The organism is Acetobacter sp. DmW_125128, from assembly GCF_008704325.1.
Taxonomy (GTDB): Bacteria; Pseudomonadota; Alphaproteobacteria; order Acetobacterales; family Acetobacteraceae; genus Acetobacter; species Acetobacter oryzifermentans.
Genome location: NZ_VHOP01000024.1, coordinates 1 through 18303 on the forward strand (window position 1 = coordinate 1; position 18303 = coordinate 18303).

General features: G+C 58.1%; 15 protein-coding genes and 1 pseudogene. 11 read left to right on the forward strand and 5 right to left on the reverse strand.

The window, feature by feature from the left end; genetic code table 11:
• Positions 1-83: 83 nt before the first annotated feature.
• Together FKW19_RS09385 and FKW19_RS09390 are read left to right on the forward strand one after the other, a co-directional pair.
• A pseudogene (locus FKW19_RS09385) lies at positions 84-1040 on the forward strand (TrbI/VirB10 family protein); the annotation flags it as partial.
• Positions 1037-1291: a DUF2274 domain-containing protein gene (locus FKW19_RS09390; RefSeq protein WP_116100240.1), complete on the forward strand. Its 255-nt coding sequence runs from the start codon at positions 1037-1039 to the stop codon at positions 1289-1291. The pseudogene FKW19_RS09385 and the gene FKW19_RS09390, both read left to right, overlap by 4 nt.
• On the opposite strand, the gene FKW19_RS09395 is transcribed toward FKW19_RS09390, so the two are convergent.
• Positions 1209-2159, reverse strand: a complete 951-nt coding sequence (locus FKW19_RS09395; RefSeq protein ID WP_116100241.1) for a LysR family transcriptional regulator — start codon at positions 2157-2159, stop codon at positions 1209-1211. The two genes, FKW19_RS09390 and FKW19_RS09395, sit on opposite strands and share 83 nt — an antisense overlap.
• Positions 2160-2239: 80 nt before the next feature.
• Here FKW19_RS09395 and FKW19_RS09400 point away from each other — a divergent pair, with 80 nt between their 5' ends.
• Positions 2240-2947, forward strand: coding sequence for a FadR/GntR family transcriptional regulator (locus FKW19_RS09400; RefSeq protein WP_116100242.1), 708 nt, complete (start codon positions 2240-2242; stop codon positions 2945-2947).
• Between the two features lie 19 nt (positions 2948-2966).
• Here FKW19_RS09400 and FKW19_RS09405 read toward each other — a convergent pair whose 3' ends face one another.
• Both FKW19_RS09405 and FKW19_RS09410 read right to left on the reverse strand, forming a co-directional pair.
• Positions 2967-3362, reverse strand: coding sequence for a hypothetical protein (locus tag FKW19_RS09405; protein WP_116100243.1), 396 nt, complete (start codon positions 3360-3362; stop codon positions 2967-2969).
• A 43-nt stretch (positions 3363-3405) separates the two neighbouring features.
• On the reverse strand, positions 3406-4362 hold the full coding sequence (locus FKW19_RS09410; RefSeq protein ID WP_116100244.1) for a LysR family transcriptional regulator: 957 nt from the start codon (positions 4360-4362) through the stop codon (positions 3406-3408).
• Positions 4363-4609: 247 nt separating this feature from the next.
• On the opposite strand from FKW19_RS09410, the gene FKW19_RS09415 reads away from it, so the two are divergent.
• The 5 genes from FKW19_RS09415 to FKW19_RS09435 all read left to right on the forward strand — a co-directional run bounded on the left by FKW19_RS09415 (position 4610) and on the right by FKW19_RS09435 (position 10875).
• On the forward strand, positions 4610-6259 hold the full coding sequence (locus tag FKW19_RS09415) for an MFS transporter (RefSeq protein ID WP_116100245.1): 1650 nt from the start codon (positions 4610-4612) through the stop codon (positions 6257-6259).
• Positions 6260-6390: 131 nt separating this feature from the next.
• Entirely contained in the window at positions 6391-7419 is a 1029-nt protein-coding gene (locus FKW19_RS09420; protein ID WP_238331215.1) for a ferritin-like domain-containing protein, read from the forward strand.
• Positions 7420-7494: 75 nt separating this feature from the next.
• Positions 7495-8571 carry an HlyD family secretion protein gene (locus tag FKW19_RS09425; RefSeq protein ID WP_116100247.1) on the forward strand — a complete coding sequence of 359 codons (1077 nt, stop codon included), beginning with the start codon at positions 7495-7497 and terminating at the stop codon, positions 8569-8571.
• Entirely contained in the window at positions 8558-10150 is a 1593-nt protein-coding gene (locus FKW19_RS09430) for an efflux transporter outer membrane subunit (RefSeq protein WP_370512896.1), read from the forward strand. Before FKW19_RS09425 ends, FKW19_RS09430 begins: the two co-directional genes overlap by 14 nt.
• Entirely contained in the window at positions 10147-10875 is a 729-nt protein-coding gene (locus FKW19_RS09435) for a hypothetical protein (RefSeq protein ID WP_116100248.1), read from the forward strand. Before FKW19_RS09430 ends, FKW19_RS09435 begins: the two co-directional genes overlap by 4 nt.
• A gap of 79 nt (positions 10876-10954) precedes the next feature.
• Here the strand turns inward: FKW19_RS09435 and FKW19_RS09440 are convergent, their stop codons facing one another.
• Positions 10955-13186 carry a TonB-dependent siderophore receptor gene (locus FKW19_RS09440; protein ID WP_116100249.1) on the reverse strand — a complete coding sequence of 744 codons (2232 nt, stop codon included), beginning with the start codon at positions 13184-13186 and terminating at the stop codon, positions 10955-10957.
• 223 nt (positions 13187-13409) lie between these two features.
• On the opposite strand from FKW19_RS09440, the gene FKW19_RS09445 reads away from it, so the two are divergent.
• From FKW19_RS09445 to FKW19_RS09455, 3 genes are read left to right on the forward strand one after another with little or no spacing between them, the layout of a single operon-like run.
• Positions 13410-14885 carry an efflux transporter outer membrane subunit gene (locus FKW19_RS09445; RefSeq protein WP_116100250.1) on the forward strand — a complete coding sequence of 492 codons (1476 nt, stop codon included), beginning with the start codon at positions 13410-13412 and terminating at the stop codon, positions 14883-14885.
• Positions 14878-16038 carry an HlyD family efflux transporter periplasmic adaptor subunit gene (locus FKW19_RS09450; protein WP_116100251.1) on the forward strand — a complete coding sequence of 387 codons (1161 nt, stop codon included), beginning with the start codon at positions 14878-14880 and terminating at the stop codon, positions 16036-16038. Before FKW19_RS09445 ends, FKW19_RS09450 begins: the two co-directional genes overlap by 8 nt.
• A 59-nt stretch (positions 16039-16097) precedes the next feature.
• Positions 16098-17564, forward strand: coding sequence for a DHA2 family efflux MFS transporter permease subunit (locus tag FKW19_RS09455; protein ID WP_238331213.1), 1467 nt, complete (start codon positions 16098-16100; stop codon positions 17562-17564).
• Between the two features lie 6 nt (positions 17565-17570).
• Here the strand turns inward: FKW19_RS09455 and FKW19_RS09460 are convergent, their stop codons facing one another.
• Positions 17571-18248 carry a LysR substrate-binding domain-containing protein gene (locus FKW19_RS09460; RefSeq protein ID WP_238331214.1) on the reverse strand — a complete coding sequence of 226 codons (678 nt, stop codon included), beginning with the start codon at positions 18246-18248 and terminating at the stop codon, positions 17571-17573.
• Between the last annotated feature and the right edge of the window lie 55 nt (positions 18249-18303).

Here is an 18303-nt window from a genome sequence, read left to right on the forward strand (position 1 = left end):
CACGCTTTTATGCACAACAGAAATCACATGCATTAGCCGCTTAAATCAGATAAAAAACGTCTCCACAAAACCCGGGGCAATTCAAACTCTATAATACTGGCAGCCGCACCACGCCGGACGGGCTGGCCAATCTGCCGGGCGACTATACCCATCCGCCGCGGCTCGGGGCTCCGCTTCCCGGTGACCTTGGTCGGCCGTTGCTCAAGGCAGGCGTTGGCGCGCCCGGCATGGCGACACCGGCGGTGCCTGCCGATCCGGAGAAACAGCGTATCGCCCAGGAACAGGAAGCGGCGCGGGTCAGCCACCTGTTCACCCAGACGCAGATGGGCCGGGATGTCGCAGCGCCGACGACGGCAGGCGCGACGGCAATCCAGCCCAGTAGCGTTGTTACCGATCGCAGGCAGGCGTTTCTCGACGGACCGGTCGACCGACGCACTGTCAGCGCGGAGCGGCTGTCACCTGTTCCCAGCCCTTATGTTCTCCAGACAGGATCGATCATTCCCGGTGCGCTGATTACCGGCATCCGCTCTGACCTGCCGGGCGAAGTCACGGCGCAGGTGACGGAGAATGTCTATGACAGTCCGACCGGACATATCCTGCTGATCCCGCAGGGGGCGAAGCTGATTGGTCGTTATGATTCCCAGATCGCCTATGGTCAGACGCGGGTGCTGCTGGTCTGGACCCGCCTGATGCGCGGTGCTGGGGATTCGATCGTGCTGGAGAACGAACCAGCCGCCGATGCGGCGGGCTTCGCCGGGTTGCAGGACCAGACCGACAATCATTGGGGCGAGGTGTTCAAGGCCGCGTTGGTCTCGACCGTGCTCAGTGTCGGTTCCGAAGCCGATATTGGCGGCAGCAACGGTATCGCCCAGGCGTTGCGCACCGGCGGCTCGCAGGGCTTCAACCAGATCGGCGAGCAGATCGTCGGACGTTCGCTGAATATCCAGCCGACCAACACAATCCGGCCGGGCTTTCCGGTGCGGGTGATGGTGCATCGCGATCTGGTTCTCTCTCCATACGGAAAGGAGGCATCGAAATGACGAAGCTTAGGCTTGGGCCGATTGAGAATGACAAACCGGTGCGGCTGACCATTGATCTGCCAGCCGCCGTACATCGTGATCTGGTTGAATACGGGCGGTTGCTGGCGCGTGAAAGCGGTCAGGCCGAGATCACGCCACCGAAATTGATCGCGCCGATGTTGGCTCGTTTCATGGAGGGGGATCGGGCTTTCCAACGTCGACGCCGCGCGCAAAAGAAGGAGGCGAGCGGGTCCGGGTCAGCGTGCGCATGAAGCTTACAAATCGACCAAGGAAAGCATCCTCGGATTCGGCACGCCAGGCCAAATGTACATTAAAGCTATCGTCGAGGCCCGATATCGGGCGAAATGCGAGGCCAGAGGGCAGAAGATCACGACACGCGGTGTTGGTTAGCCCAATACCCGCGCCGGAGCGCACTTGCGACAAAAGAGTAATTATCCCGCCTGTATGGACCACGAGATGCCCATGTTGATCAAATGCGTCGAGTTTAAAATGGTTGCGTCGTTCTTCATGTGGATCGACTGGGACCAGAAGTCGCTCCTTCATGATCTTGGCTATTGGTAGAGTGGGCAGCTTCGCCAGGTGATGCTCCTCTGGCAGAACCGCGAGAAGCTTGTCATTATATAAAATGAACGACGCCATAGTGTCGTTGAGTACACAATCCGGTAAAATTGCTGCGTCAACGTGTCTCTTGACCAGCGAAGCAGCTATGCTTTCGCCGTCGGGTACGTAGAGGCCAATGCGCGTTCTTGGATAGCGCTCGTTCCAAGCCCGAAACCACGCTTCAATTGCGGGATGAAGTGGCGGCCGCGCGACCCCAATACGGATTTCACCGTCCGGCAAATCAGCTTCATTGGCTATAATGGTCACGAGATGATTGGCTTCTGTCATGATTCGACGAGCATGCCGGAGAACCTGCCGCCCGGGCTTGGTGACCACGGTCCCCCCTGTGCCCCGTTCGAAAAGCGTGATTCCCAGCGAGTCCTCGATCCGCGTCAGGCGGCGGCTCAGTGCGGCGACGGATACGTCGAGAGCAGTGGCAGCACGGCCCAGACTATGGGTGGCGTCGAGAACGAGCAGGCTATGAAGGTCGCGTAGACTCAATGAATGGAAGCGTTGCATCACCAATTCATCCCGTCGATCTTATGATTTGCTCCGTATCTTCGTGGGACAAGGTCAATTTTTGGGCTATAATTCCTCCTATGTCTGGATCATCCTCACTTTCCCAACTTCCCCGTCGCTCTCTCGTTGACTGTGCGATTGATGCCATGCGGGAAAAAATTGAAAGCGGGGCGTGGCCTGTTGGAGAGCGTATCCCAAAAGAAACCGAACTTGCCGAGATGCTGCAGGTTGGGCGGAATACGGTGCGGGAGGCTATTCGTGTCTTGTCCCATGCTGATGTGCTGGAAGTTCGGCAGGGGGACGGAACCTATGTCCGCTTTGAACTTGATCCTGCCGCAGTCATGCGGCGCGTCACGCGATCCAGCCTCCGGGATCATTTTGAACTGCGTGTCATTCTGGAAACGGAAGCGGCCAGGCTGGCTGCGCAACATCGGACCGCCAGGGACATTCGGAAGCTGGAAAAAACACTCAAGGCGCGCGGCGAGTGGGCTGAGGGCAGTGATCTTGATCGGTTTTTGAAAGCAGATACGGCATTTCATCTTGCGGTCGCCGAAGCGACCCACAATGAAGCTCTGATTGAACTTTACCGATACTTTCTTGTCGCGGCGCGTCAGGCAGGGCGTGCTGTCATGGAAGAGCATGGCCTGCCTGAACCCGGTTATGCCGCTCATGAACGGATATTCCGGGCAATAGAGCAGGGAGACGGCGCGCGCGCAGCTCGTGCGGCCAGCGCGGTCGTCCGGCCGCTCGTGCATGCTTTTTCTGATCCTACTGGGAACAGTGACTGAGCCGCGCGTCACGGTTCATCTACCTGCTGGCCAGAGCATGGCGGGCCAGGATTTCTGCTTCAGTTTTTGTCGCCGTGGCCATCTGAGGAGCACCGAACGCGCGTTCCGTACCCGGGAACATCTTTTCGAGAACCGAACGTCGTATCGCATCGGGTTCAATCAGGATCATGACCCGGCATAATCTGGAAAGGGGCTCGCGGTTTGTTTTAAGCCAGAGTCCTCGTTCCTTTCTGTCCTCGTGATCCTCTTCCGGAGCAGGGGGGTAAATCAGGGCAAACGGGGTGCCGCGCTCCAGAAGGGCGGTCATCTCGTCCTTCCAGTTTGCTGCGTAACCCGGGACCACCTGGTCCGGGTTCAGGCAGACCAGTGGAAAATCGCTTGTGTTGAGCACTCCCGAAGCGTCAGAAAAAGTCATGTCTGTTCTCCATAATATACAAAGGACGGATTATCCGACCTTTCTAATGAATGAGGGTGTCTGCCGTCGGGGCAGCTTCATGTGAGCGATTGCGCCATCCGTTCGTTACCGTGAGAACTGTACGACGCAGCCATCGATGCACCGCATCTGAATCACGGCGGGGATGCCATGCCTGAAAGACATTGACGGGTGCGAGCTGGAGTGGGAGGGGAAAAGCGTACAACCCCAGACGGTCCAGTGTGTCGCGGTCCATCGCTACATCGGGCACCGGGAGGATCAGATCAGTCCGGTGCAGGCCCTGCATCGCTGTGTAATAAGAGGGGACGAGAAGGGCCACGTTCCGGTTAAGGCCGAATTCTTCCTTCAGCGCGTCATCAATGGGACCATGTCGCCGGCTACGACGTGATACACTGATATGATCGTATTGAACCAGTGACTGGGGCGTGATCTCACCAAGCAGGATCGGATGGCCAGCCCGCACGACCCCATGAAAACGGCTTTCGAAGAGTGTCTGCCGCATGATTTCCGGCCGCAGGTTTTCGGTTGCACCGATATACAGGTCGATCGCCCCACGCCGCAGAGCATCGCTATCGTCTCCGTCGGTTTCACTGGCAAAAACAACGGCAGCATCTGGACAGTCTCCCCGCAGGATCTGAAGCAGCTTCGTCGCGAACGGTCCCACGACGACATCTGCGGCCCGGATCGTAAAGACAGGTTTTATGCCCGTAAAATCCAGTTCCTCGTCCCTGCGCATCAGGTCATGCATGCCTGCGAGGATACGGCTGATGCGCGGTTGCATCTGGAGCGCGCGCGGTGTCGGCACCATGTTGCGGCCCATCTGCACAAGGATCGGGTCGTCGAAGGTTGCCCTGATCTTGGACAGGGTACGGCTGATTGTCGCCGCACTGACCTGAAGACGCTGGGCGGCACCCGTAACGCTCGATTCCTCAATCAGCACATTCATGGCGTGTAACAGGTTCAGGTCGTAGCCACGCGTCATCAATAAAGTCCTCCCGCGCACTGAAGGCGGTTCATACCCGTCTGTCTGGCAATGTCATAATAGATGGGAACATAGGATGTTTAAGACAAGCGACCCTGCCAGAAGCATGAGGATGCTGCAATAATTTTATGCGCTCTTACCGTTACGGTTCATGAGAGTCATGTTTTCATATTTGAGTGTTCCCGATACCGGTCTTTGCGATCACAGTCGCCGCAGACATACCTATTGCAAATTAAAGAGGCGTCGTTTGACCCGGATCGACCTTCCCCTTGCGGAAGTGGTGGCTGCACCGATACCTGCTGCGCCGCCCCCACCTCCACCGCCTCCGAAAGGTCCAGCTTTCGGCCTGCGTCTCGCCACTGGCCTGATCGGCGTACTGCTGGCCGTGCTGCTGGCCGGTTTCAACGAGCATACAACCGAAATGGCGCTGGCCGATATCAAGGGGCAACTCCATATAGGGCACGACGAGGGAACGTGGATTATAGCCCTGTTCGAGGCCTTCAATATTTCGGCGATGGCCTTTGCGCCATGGTGTTCCGTGACGTTTTCGATCCGACGTCTGACCATCGTCATGACAGGAATGGTTGGGATGCTTGGGCTAGTGGCTCCTTTTATGCCGAATCTTGGCGCTCTTCTCATTCTGCGTAGCCTGCAGGGTTTTGCCTGTGGCTGCCTGCCCCCCATGCTGATGACGGTGGCGCTGCGCTTCCTCCCGCCCAACATCAAGATTTATGGTCTTGGCGCCTATGCCCTGACTGCGACCTTTGGTCCCAATCTCGGCGTGCCGCTGGCGGGCTTCTGGTTTGAATATGTGGGCTGGCAGTTCCTGTTCTGGCAGATCGTTCCACTCTGTGTGATCTCGATGATCTGTGTGGCATGGGGGCTGCCGCAGGATCCGCTGCGGCTGGAGCGCTTCAGGCAGTTCGACTGGAGGGGACTGCTGACCGGTCTGCCCGCGATCTGCTCGCTGGTCATTGCTCTCGAACAGGGCGACCGGCTCGACTGGTTCCGCTCACCGCTTATTACACATCTGTTCTGTGGCGGTGGCTTTCTGTTTATTCTTTTCATTATCAATGAATGGTTCCATCCACTGCCGTTCTTCCGGATTCAGTTGCTTAAACAGAGAAATGTCTCGGACTCCCTGCTGACCCTGGCGGCCGTGCTCGTTCTTTGTGTTGTCACCATCGAGATCCCCTCGGTTTACCTTGAAGAGGTGAGGGGATACCGCCCCATCCAGACTGCGCCCATCGCGCTGATTCTGGCCGTTCCCCAACTGATCGCGCTGCCACTGGTGTCTGCGCTCTGTAATATCCGCAAAGTTGATTGCCGGATCGTACTCATGGCCGGGCTGGCCATACAGGGGGCATCCTACTGGCTGGGGACATGGATCGATTCAGACTGGGTGCGTGAGAATTTCTATATTGTCCAGATGATGCAGGTCGCCAGCCAGCCGATGATGGTCATTTCGATCCTGATGCTGGCGACCATGGGCCTCGGACCGGCGGATGGCCCCTTCATCTCGGGCATGTTCAACATGACCAAGGGATTTGCCAACGCCATTGCTGCTGGTGTCATCGCAGCGCTTCTGCGCCGGCGGGAGCAATATCATTCCACTATGTTGCTGGATACGTACGGTTATAACCAGAATGCCCTGGAAGGGATGGGAGATCCCGCCAGTACGTTGCTTGCCCCCCACATCGCCGACTCTGATCGTCTGGCGTGGAATACGCAGGTTCTTCTCCACGGCAAGCTCGCCGAGCAGTCTCTCGTGCTGGCCTGCGCGGACATCTATTACGTGATGGTCGGGCTCTGTGCCGCTTTCATTATCCTCAATATGTTCCTGCCCCAGCGGGTTTATCCACCACGCGCGCCGTCAGCCAGCGCCCCCGCCAAATAAGCCACAGGATCGAAATCATGTCAGACAGGATGTACCCCACGCCACGCTCTACTTCTGAGATTAAAAACATCCCATCACCCGATGAAAGCATCGAAGCATTCAGAGCTGATCTTGAACGGATTTATGGAGACATGCCCCAGGCCGCGGATATTGCTCACGCCGGGACCACGGCGCTAGCCGATGCCGATTATCATGCGCGGCACTGGCAGAGTAGTGAACCAGGCTCCCTGAGCCCGGGCAGTCTCGCCCATAAGCGCGCGGTGTCGCGCATGTTCCGCGATACGTTCAATCCATACCGGCCTTCCGTGATCGACTGGCCCCGGCTTGATCCTGATACATTGCGACGCATCACATCCCTGCCGATCTGGGACATCGCGGTTGAAACCGAAGGTAAGGCGCGCCTCAGGATGGCGGCCTACGCCGCGACTATTGCTGACCCTGACATGAAGGACGCCATCGCCCGGAATGCGTGGGAGGAAAATCGTCATAAGGAAGTACTCTCCCGATTGGTCGTGTCCTATGGGATTCCGATGGCCAAGGAGCCGCCATACATCACCCCGCGTGATACCGAATGGGCCTATATGGTCACAGGTTTTTCCGAATGCGTGGACAGCTTCTTTGCGTTCGGGCTGTTCGAACTGGCAAAGCGTTCCGGCTTATTTCCAGTCGAACTGGTCGAGACGTTCGAGCCGGTCATGCAGGAAGAGTGCCGCCATATCCTTCTGTTCGCCAACTGGCTTGCGTGGCATCGCGCCACCCTGCCGCTGTGGAAGCGTCCATGGTTTGAAACCCGGGTGCTCGGTGTCTGGCTGTTTCTCGCATGGGAGCGGATCGGCATGGTCAGAAGCATGGATGCCGACGGCAATATGCGCGAACAGGACGCGAATTTCACCGTATCTGGCGCAAAAGACGTGTCCAGCATCGACGTCAGCCTGCGGGAGCTTCTGGGCATTTGCCTGGACGAGAACGAGCGGCGGTTTGCGGGGTACGATGCGAGGCTGCGTAGACCCCGGATGATGCCGGCCCTCTCCCGATGCCTCCGATACGTTCTCCCCCGTTCAAAGACCCCAACAGTTGCCGCGTCACGACCCAACCTCGTCGAGAAGGTCGGTGGCCTTTGCTTTGCGGGCCTTCTGGTTCTTTACGCGCGGACGATGTGACCGCCTTTGCCAACATCCTGCCTGTCTCGCTGACGCACTGGCTCAGGTGCGCTGTCGGGGATTTCTGGAGCTGAAATGTCACGAACACGAAACCTTATGCTGATCGGCGCAGGCGTCGTCGGTCTTGGCGCCGCCGCCTGGTTCGCAGACCACCTCATTCTCGGTAATGGCGTCCATGTCGAAACCAATGATGCTTATGTCACGGCTTATTCCACGCTGGTTGCCCCAAAAGTCTCGGGCCGTATCGATCATGTGCAGGCGCAGGATAATGAGCGGGTCCATACCGGTGAAGAACTCGCCCATATCGAGGACGATGATTATCGCGCCGCGCTGAAAGTGGCACAGGGAAACGTCGCGGTCGCGCGGGCGGACATCGCCAATCTGCAGGCTGAACTGGACAGGCAGAACGCAGTCATCGCGGCGGCCGCCGCAACAGTACAGGCCGACGAGGCAGCCCTCGAATTCGCCCGTCAGGATGAAGCGCGTTATCGAAACCTGTCCGCGGGAGGTGCTGGCACGGTCGAGCAGCGCCAGCGAACGGCATCCGGGACGCGCCAGACTGTCGCGACGTTGATCAGGGATCAGGCTGGAGTTCAGGCCGCAAAAGACCAGGTGGCAGTTCTGACCGCACAACTTGACCGGGCAAAAGGAAGCCTCGTCCGGGCAGAGGGAGAACTGCGTCAGGCGGAACTGGATCTGTCCTATTGCACGATCCCTGCGCCCATCAATGGTGTCGTGGGTGTGCGAGGCGTACGCGTCGGCAATTACGTTCATGCCGGGACCGCGCTCATGGCCGTGGTGCCCGTGCAGGATGCCTTTGTCGTGGCGCATTTCCAGGAGACGCAGCTCACTCGTGTATTGCCGGGGCAGAAAGCCACGGTTTGGGTGGATACGTTCCCCGGACATCCGCTCCGCGCCCATGTGGACAGCATACCGCCTGCAACCGGTGTCGCGTTCGCTCCCATCCAGCCAGACAATGCTACCGGGAACTTTACCAAGGTCGTCCAGCGCTTGCCGGTCCGTGTAACCTTTGATCCCGGTCAGCCACTGGCGGCCCGTGTGCGGGTGGGCATGTCCGTTGAGGTCCGGATCGACACGTCCTCAACGCCGGAAGGCGGCAAGGCCAGGGATGAGCGCTATGTCTGGCAATAAAGCGATGATCGCCGCCGCGCGTTCAATGCGTTCTCGCCTCGCCGCGTGGCTGGCTCTCGGTCTGCCCATGGCAGGATGTACGGTCGGACCTGATTATCATAGATCCCCACCGGCCTCACCAGCATCCTGGCACCAGAGTGTCGCGCCCGCTGAAAGTCATCCGGTTCAGGCACAGCTCGATCCGGAATGGTGGACCATCTACAATGATCCCGTCCTGACCGCGCTTGAACATCAGGTGGCCGGGGCCAACCTTGACCTGCAGGCCGCTGCCTATCGCTTCGCCCAGAGCATGGCGGAGCGCAGGATTGCGAGCGCCGCCCAGTTCCCGCACGCCGAAGCCAGTGCCTCCTATGCGCGGGAACGGGCCAGTCCCAACGGTGTCCTGGGTCTGCTCGGCACCATGGAAGAACAGGGGGCAGGGTCAATCGCGAGTGGAACGCAGGGGTTTGGTCCCACACGCCTTCCGGGATCTACAGGCGCTTCATCCTTCAACCTGCCACAATACGGTATGAACGCCTCGTGGGAGGTGGATTTCTGGGGACACGTCCGCCGGCAGGTCGAGGCTGCGACGGCCGCAATGCGTGCAACCGAAGATATGCGACGCGATTTACTGGTGTCGCTCATGGCAGAAACCGCGCAGGACTACCTCGAACTGCGTGGGGTGCAGGCCCAGATCGGAATTGTCGAAAACAATATCGGGATCGCGCGCCATAGCGTGCAACTGACAACGTTGCGTTTCACTCAAGGAGCTGCCACCCGCCTGGACGTTGCGGATTCTACCGGACAGCTGCACAGTTTTGAATCCCGTCTTCCCGCTCTGAAAAGCCAGGAAGTGCATATGATCAACGCGCTGAGTTTTCTGGTGGCGCGTGAACCCGGTGCCCTCACGGCGCAGCTCGGCAAACCCGCACCGGTTCCTCCCGTGCCAGTGTCGGTGCCGGTGGGTCTCCCGTCCGAGCTGGCCGAACGGCGGCCGGATATTCGTATGGCGGAAGAGCGTCTGCACGCTGCGACGGCCAACATCGGTGTGGCCATTGCCGATTTCTTCCCGCGCGTCACGCTGTCGGGAAGTCTGGATGTGCAGGCGCTCCAGTTCAGCGGGCTGGGCTCATGGGCGTCGCGACAGTATGGTTTCGGACCGACAGCGACATTACCGATTTTTGAAGGCGGACGCCTGACAGGTCAGCTACGCCTGCGCAAAGCGCAGCAAAGGGAAGCCGCTGTCATGCTCCAGCGCACGGTGCTAAAGGCCTGGCAGGAAATCGACGACGCCATGGCTGATCTCTCGGCGGCGCAGAACCAGAGGGATCGTCTCGCGGAAGCCGTGAAGGAAAACGAGATCGCCGTGCAAACGGCTCAGGCCCAGTATGTGCAGGGATCATCTGACTTCCTGAATGTCCTGACCTTGCAGAACGCACTTCTGGCGACCCAGAACCAGCTCGTGCAGGCCACAACCAGCGTCTCCACTTCGGTCGCTCGTCTCTACCGTGCGCTCGGCGGCGGATGGGAACGGCAGTTCCCGGTTCAGGCGCGACGTTATGCTGCAGGCTCGACATCAGCGCCAAAGGGAAAATCATGATCACCCTTCGCCCCGCCCGTGATCTGGGGACGGTAACGCAGCCTGGCGTGACCATTCGCTGTCATTTCTCTTTCGCGGAATACCGGGACCGCGCTCACGTTCATTGGGGACAGATTCGTGCGATCAATGCCGCCGTTTTCGAGCCCTTTGCCGAGTTCCGGCTGGGAGAAGAGGACGCCCGGGATATTGTCACAATTGTTCTCAAAGGCACTTTTTTTGCCGAAGTTGACGGTCAGGCACCACATCAGCTTCAAGAGGGCGATATCCATCTGCTCAGTGCAGGGCAGGGAATTCAGGGTGCGACGTGGTGGGCCGCCAGTCTGGACTCTTCATTCATGCAGGTATGGCTGCTGCCGGACGAGGAGGGCGGGGTGCCGGAGAGCGTGGTTCATCACCGTCCGGCCCGGCATGGTCAGAATGCGCTCGCCATTCTGGCGAGCGGCTTTGCCGCGGATTCACCCGAGGATACCGATAGCGGGGAAGCAGACGAACCACTTCCGCTTCGTGCTTCTACGCGGGTCATGGGGATGGCGCTGCAATCGGGAGTTATGACGCATTACGCCACAGGAGCGGGCCGGCGGCTTTACCTCGTAGCGCTTTCGGGCATGGTAAGGGTCAATGACCAGTCTGTCAGTAGCGGGTCGGGAGCGGAAATTTATAACGAAACAGAGGTGAGGCTCCTGGGAGCGACCGATACCATCGTCCTACTGATTGATACCGACTGAAAGCAGGGTTACTTTTGGGGTTCCGTATAGCTGTCAACTGACAGCGCCAGTGATTTTTGTGATAACGATAGCTTCGAGTTTACCATCGGAACGAAACGGCAGTTTTGAACATCCGCCGGTTTCCGTAGAAACATCCTCCCGCCGAAAAGCATGATGACACATATTTCCGGTCGAAAAGGTTGGTGCCATTGAACATCAGGGACCATCCATGAAGGCTGGGTGACAGGCGGGAGAGATCGTAGCGCAATGTTGTGTCAAACAGTACTACGCCGGGAACCGTAAAGCTGTTGGTCTCATCGCCTGCGCTTGAACCAACATATCGGACGCCCCCGCTGACGTTGATGCCCTGCAGATGTCCCCAGGTGACGGCATAATTCGCCCAAAGCGAAGCCATATGTCTGGGCACGGCATAGAGGCGTTTTCCGATCAGACTGGCATCCGGATCATGTGTAACAGTCGGATCCGTGTAGCTGTAGGACGCAATCAATCCCAGATTATCTGTGAGTGCTGCATGGGCTTCGAACTCGACGCCCCAGGAACGTACGCCACCGCGCTGGACGGAGTAGTAGGGATGAGCCGGATCTGTAGTACTGACGTGCCGTTCATTGATGTCGTAGGCAGCGACTGTCAGGAAGCTGTTATAACCGACAGGCTGGTATTTGATGCCACCTTCAACCTGACTGGCCCGGGTCGGCTGGAAAGCTTTCCCCTCATAATCGACGCCCGCAACTGGCTGGAAGGATGTCGAATAACTCACGTATGGCGATAATCCGTTTTCAAAAAGATAGACAAGCCCGGCACGTCCGGTAAACGCTGAATCATGTTGGGTGCTTGTCGTATCGGAAAGCCGATCTCGCGTCCTTATGGTAAGCCAGTCATGGCGGCCGCCCAAAAGCAGGGACCAGTGACCGAACCTGATCTGGTCCTGTATGTAACCCCCGATACGTTGAGAGTCCTGCCTTGTGCTCTGGGCCAGCGCAGGAGGCACAATGGTGGCATCATAGACGGGCGCGCTATAATCAAGTGCCGAGACCAGCCCGTAAGCCGACTGACGCATTGACGATTCCGACCGGTCATAGGTTACGCCGGCAAGAATGCGGTGCTGGAGTGGTCCTGATGTCACATGCCCTTCCACACGTGTGTCAGCCACCACACCGTTGAGATCAGCACGTGACCAGGATGAGTAACGATTGAGATTTCCATCAGTGTCGTAGGGATTGGAAAAATTGACTGCAAGTCCCTTGAAGCTCGTATTCAGATATTCGTAGCGAGCGGTTTGCTGTAGGGTCCATCCTTGAAGAAAGTGATATTTTACCCGGTATTCCGGCATGATCTGTGTTCGGTTGTAGCCATCGTAGTTTGACTGGCTCGGATTGAATTTCGTGGAAATGCGCCCGTGCGGGCCAGGCAGAACACTCCCCTGTGCGGGGATCCAGCCTGCAAAGTTATTATCCGGATCACGTTGGACATTGAGTGCAAAATCAACGCTTACTCGTGGCGTAGCTTTCCAGGTCAGTGTGGGCGTAAGAGCCAGTCGTTGCTCTTTTGCGTCCCGCATCTGGCTATCGACCCGACGCCCCAGGCCGCTGACCCGATAAAGGAGCGTCTGATCGCTCGTCAGGGCACCGCCGACATCGAATGTGCCCTGTATCCTGTTGCGACTGCCGCTTTCGATCGCAACCTGCCGGGGGGCGGAAAGAGACGGAAGTTTGCTGTCGAGGTTGATGATGCCACCAGGACTGGCATCTCCATAGAGCACGGAAGCTGGGCCGCGTAGCACGTCCACCCGGTCAAGGGTGGAAGGATCTACCGTTGGAATGGCCCATCCTTGTCCCTGTTGTAACTGTATGCCGTCCAGGAAGCCCACGTAATTGGCGGATGTCGCGAAGCCACCGAACCCACGCATGAATGTTGTATCGAATATCGTGTCGCTGCGTGGTTCGGAATAGACGCCTGCCGTGTATCGTAACGCCTGCGCGACGTTCTGAGTGACCTGATCATCCATTTGTTGTCGCGTGACGACGGAAATGGACTGTGGAATTTCACGGAGTGGAGTATCCGTCTTGGTGGCAGTACTGCTGTCGAACGCAACGTATCCTTTCGCTTTGTGCTGATACTGCGCGCGTACCACGATCGTTTCTGTTTTCAGTTTTCTGTCGTGAGTCTTGTCTTCAGCAGCCTGCCCAATGCAGGGCAGAGCCACACCACATCCCAGCAGAATGCAGAAAAATGGATTGCGTCGGTCATGAAAAGCGTTGCCCCCGCGGCGCTTACGGGTCGTGTGATCACATCCGCATATCAATTGGGTCATTGAGGGTCTGTCCAACGAATTAGGTTCTCCAAAACGTAAGTGCGAAGCGTTCGCAGAGTCAATACATAGGATGTTCCCATGTTTCGTGCTCGGATTTCTGTTTCAGACCGTTGTCAGTCGGAGCGTTCCCCGAGATGAAATGAATCATTCCATTCCACGGCATTTCTGATCAGTATGGACCTTGGTAGGCAATGGTTCCTGAAATCACAGGAACTACGGTGCGATGTACACTACAAATCGAGTACAGACGCGAGCGTGGCTGCTGTTCTGTTCCACTCTTCTGGCCCTTTCAGGATGTGCTCCCGGCAGGGATGAGCGTCCTGAAGGTAAAATCACGGATGTCAGCATCCTGAAAAGCGGTCATGATATTGAACAGGCGCAACAGCAGTCTGCTCACACATCTCCCGCCAAGGCATGGTGGCTGGTCTATCATGATCCTCAGCTTGAGCGGCTCGTAGGAGACGCGCAGGAAAGTGCTCCCTCGATCCAGATTGCACAGGCACGGTTGCGTGAGGCTGCTGCCGTAGAAGGCGCCGCGCGAGCTAATCAGTTGCCCCATGTCGATGGGTTCGGCTGGATAGCGGGGGAGCAATTCCCTGATCACTCTTATTATCCCGCGCCATACAAAGGAAATTTCGGGAGTGAGGGCAAGCTCCAGCTTGATGTTCAGTATCATGTCGATTTCTGGGGACGTTGGCGAAAACTAACACGTTCGGCACGCTACTGGCAGAAGGTTTCCTCTCTTGAGGTCGCTGATGCGCGCCTTCTGATTCAGACGGCAATGGTCAGTGCTTATGTAAGACTGGATGCAGCGTATCGGATGCGCGATGTGGCTCAGCAAGGGCTTTCACGGCGTGAAGGCATCGTGGAAATGCTGGCGTTACGGGAAAAGGCCGGGCTTTCGACCGACATCAATGCTGTGACGGCCCGTGAGGCCCTGACCGACACCCGCAGCCAGATTGATCTGCTGGACGGAGAGATCAGTGCCCGCAGACATGAAATCGCGGCCCTTCTCGGTAAATCGCCTGACTTCGGGGACGCGATCGCACGGCCGCATCTGCCGGTTATTGCTGATCCGGCGCCGTTGTCGAATGTTCCTGCTGTTCTTCTGGGCTATCGGCCTGACGTAGAGGCCAAACGTGCGGCAGTGGAAGCCACATCCAACGCCGTTGGTGCGGCCCGCGCGGCATTCTATCCCGATGTCGATCTTGTTGCCTTTGCTGGTTTCCGGTCTCTCGATATCGGTCACATGATGCGACCGGGCAGCGTCGCGACACAGTTTGGGCCAGCCGTCACCCTTCCTATTTTCGAGGGGGGTCAGCTCCGTGCCGCCCTGAAAAACCGGCTCGGTGAGTACGATGCTGCTGTCAATGACTACAACGCGACAGTGTCAAAGGCGCTGCAGCAGGCCGCTGACGGAATCTCCGACCTGAAGGCAAGGCAGGCCGCCCGGCAGGAAGCCGAGGCCGCTGTCAGGCACTGGCAGCATGTCGTCGATCTTGAACGCATCCGTCAGAAAAATGGTCTTTCGGACACCAATGATCGTCTGGCGGCCGAAACGGCATTGCTGCTCTCTGAGCGCCGTTCAGTCGAGGCGGCCGCACGCGTCGCTGAAGCCCAGATCACCCTCATTCGCGCACTCGGTGGCGCCTGGTCGCCTTCTTTCACTTTCTCTGCAGGGCAGAAATACCATGGCTGATACTCCTGTTCCGGTGGCTGCGGATCCTGCCGCTATCCGTCGCAAGCGTCTGCTCTGGCTCGGTGGTGGTCTCGTAATCATCGCGGTTGGCTGGAGCGCCTATACTTTTCTCTCCAATGGTGCACTCGTTTCTACAGACGACGCATACGTCAACGGGCATGTCGTGGCGATTACACCGCAGGTCGCGGGTACTGTCCGGGCCATCGGGGCGGACGACACTGATCGTGTGTTGACAGGTGCAGCTCTCGTGGAACTGGACACGAGTGACATGCGTATCAGGCTGGAGGCTGCTGAAGCCGGCCTGGGTCAGGCCATCCGTCATGTCCGGAGACTTTTCGCGGCTTTGGACGAAGCCCGTGCGCTCGTTGCTGTCCGTCAGACAGAACTGGATCGGGCATGGGCCGATCTCCGGGCACGCCGTATGGTGGTTGGGCAGGGGGCTGTGACGGCGGAAGAGGCCCGCCATGCCTCGGATGCCACCAATACGGCGAAGGCCGCCCTTCAGGTTGCGCAGGCGGCGTATACCGCTGCGCTGTCCCAGACACAGGGCACGATGCTTCTTACCCATCCAGATGTTATTGCAGCAAAGGCCACGCTCCGGGCGGCAACGCTGGATATGGAGCGTGCCACGGTGCGGACGCCGGTCGGAGGCATGGTCGCAAAACGTGATGTCCAGCTTGGACGCCGCGTCGCTGTTGGTGATCGTATGATGGCCGTCGTGCCTTTCGACCAGTTCTGGATCGACGCCAATTTCAAGGAGAGGCAACTTCGGCACGTCTGCGCCGGTCAACCCGCCACCATGACTGCGGATGTTTATGGCAGCAGCGTGATCTATCACGGTCATGTCATGGATGTGAACGCTGGCAGTGGCGCGGCTTTCGCCTTACTGCCGGCCCAGAACGCAACAGGGAACTGGATCAAGGTTGTGCAGCGTGTGCCTGTACGTATCGCATTCGATCCGGTGGAACTGGCCCGTAAGCCTCTCCGGATCGGAATGTCGACCGAGGTGGAGATTGATACCGGACGGTGCGATCCACAGGCGGCCAGTCGTCCAACAGTCGCTGTTGGTACAGACCTTTATACAGAGCAGCAGCAGGCTGCGGACCGTCATGTTGCGGAGATCATGAAGAAAACCCTGGGAGAGGCGGAATGAGCAGGCCGGCTCCCCAGCCAATCCAGCCGCTGTCAGGGCCGCTCCTGGCGTTCGCGGCGATGACAATCGGTCTTGCCTCCTTCATGGCCGTGACGGATATCACGATCGCGAACGTCTCGGTCCCGACCATTTCCGGCAACCTTGGTGTCAGCACCGAAATCGGCGAATGGACTATTACCTCTTTCGGAATTGCGAACGCCATTTTCATACCCCTGACGGGTTGGCTGTCGCGTCGGTTCGGGCAGGTCAGGCTGTTTGTTTGCGCGGTGGCAGCCTTCACGGTTGCCTCGGTGCTTTGTGGCATGGCGCGCTCCTTTCCGCTGTTGCTTGGTTTTCGTGTCCTTCAGGGCATGGTGTCAGGTCCGATCGTGCCACTGAGCCAGGCATTGCTCGTTGCCATATTTCCGCCGGAAAAACGGACACTGGCGGTTGCCATGTGGGCCATGACGAACATGGCGGGGCCGGTGGCAGGGCCTGTGCTCGGCGGTTGGATTACGGACGAATACACCTGGCCATGGATCTTTCTTGTCAACGCACCGGTTGGCATTTTCGTGGTGGTCTCCACATCGGCGCTGCTTCGGGGACGCGATACACCGACTGTCAGACTTCCGGTTGACGTAATCGGCCTGATCCTGCTTGCCATTGCCATGGGGTGTCTGCAGGTGGCGCTTGACCGTGGACGGATACTCGACTGGTTTGCTTCGCCTTTCATCTGCACAACAGCGATCCTGTCTGTGCTGGGACTTGTATTCCTCGTTGTATGGGAATTGGGCGCCAAATATCCCATCGTTGATCTGCATTTCTTCGCATACAGGAATTTTGCAGTTGGAACGGTCGCGGTGGCCATCGGGTTCGGGTTGTATTTCGCAGCCCTTGTGCTGGTGCCACTCTGGCTACAGACCGATATGGAGTACAATGCGACATGGGCAGGGCTCGTGACTGCCCCCATGGGTGTATTTGGTATCCTGCTTGCGCCCTTTCTTGGGGCATGGGTCAGAAAGGGGGATGCGCGCCTCTTCGCGTCACTGGCCTTCTTCTGCTGGGCCGCTGTGGCGTTCTGGCGGGCAAATTTCACGACGGATATCGATGCCGGTACGATTGCTCTCACCTGTCTGGCCCAGGGGATAGGGATCGGCTTTTTCCTGACACCTCTGACGGCTCTTTCCCTGTTTGGCATTCCGCCGGAACGCCTCGCGGCCGCGTCCGGGCTCCAGACAGCCATTCGCATGATGTCTGGAAATCTTATCGCCTCTCTCGCCCAGACGTTCTGGGATCGGCGCTCCCGTTATCATCAGGCGCATCTGGTTGAGACACTTACGCCCTATCACGATCGTGCGGCGGATGCGGTGACGACCCTGAAAGGTGCGGGGCTGACGGAGGATCAGGCCTGGGGCTCTATCTACCATCAGGTGCTGGTTCAGGCAGACATGGTTTCCATGAATGAATTCTACATGATCTCCACATTTGCCTTTACGGCATCCGTGGGAATCATCTGGATTGCCCGACTGCCTCGAAAGAAAAGCTGAGTCCGATCAGGACGTCTTATCGTCCTGACGCCTCACCGGTGCACAGACTTCACGCACGCATTGTCTGAGAAAGCGGTGCGCTGCATCGCGATCAAAACGGGGATGCCATGCCTGGGCAATGACAAGTGTATCGAGAGGTACAGGAATATCGAACGTTCTCAATTGTATCCCCAAAGCTTCGACAGCACGCAGGACAAAGCGCGGTACGAGGGCGATCAGTTCCGTACCGGGAAGAGCAGCGATCGCCAGCATGAAGGAAGGAACGATGAGAGAAACCTGTCGCTGAAGCCCGTAATGCGCCATCAGCGCCTGATCAACAGGCCCTTCCGCGCGTCCCCGGCGTGAGACACTGATTTGCGGAAACGATACAAAGCGTTCCGGAGAAATTTCAGTTTTGAAGATGGGGTGGTCCGGAAGTGCCAGTCCGATATGATGATCGCGAAAAATGGTCTGAACCCGTACTTCCGGTCCCATGGCCCGGAGCGCCCCGATATCGAGATCAATGCGTCCTTCGCGCAGCGCATCGTCGTCGGTCTCATGTTCCTGGGCAAACCGGAGTTCCGCTTTCGGGGCATCATGAGCGATCCGGGCTGCGAGGCTTGAGGCGAACGCCGCTGTAAATCCTTCATTTGCCCGGATTGTAAACCGTCTTTCCAGATGGGGTGGACGGCCTCCCTGCGGCATCGATGTGCCATAATGGAGGTTCACTGACCATCAGAAGGAGACCGCCCGGATGAAA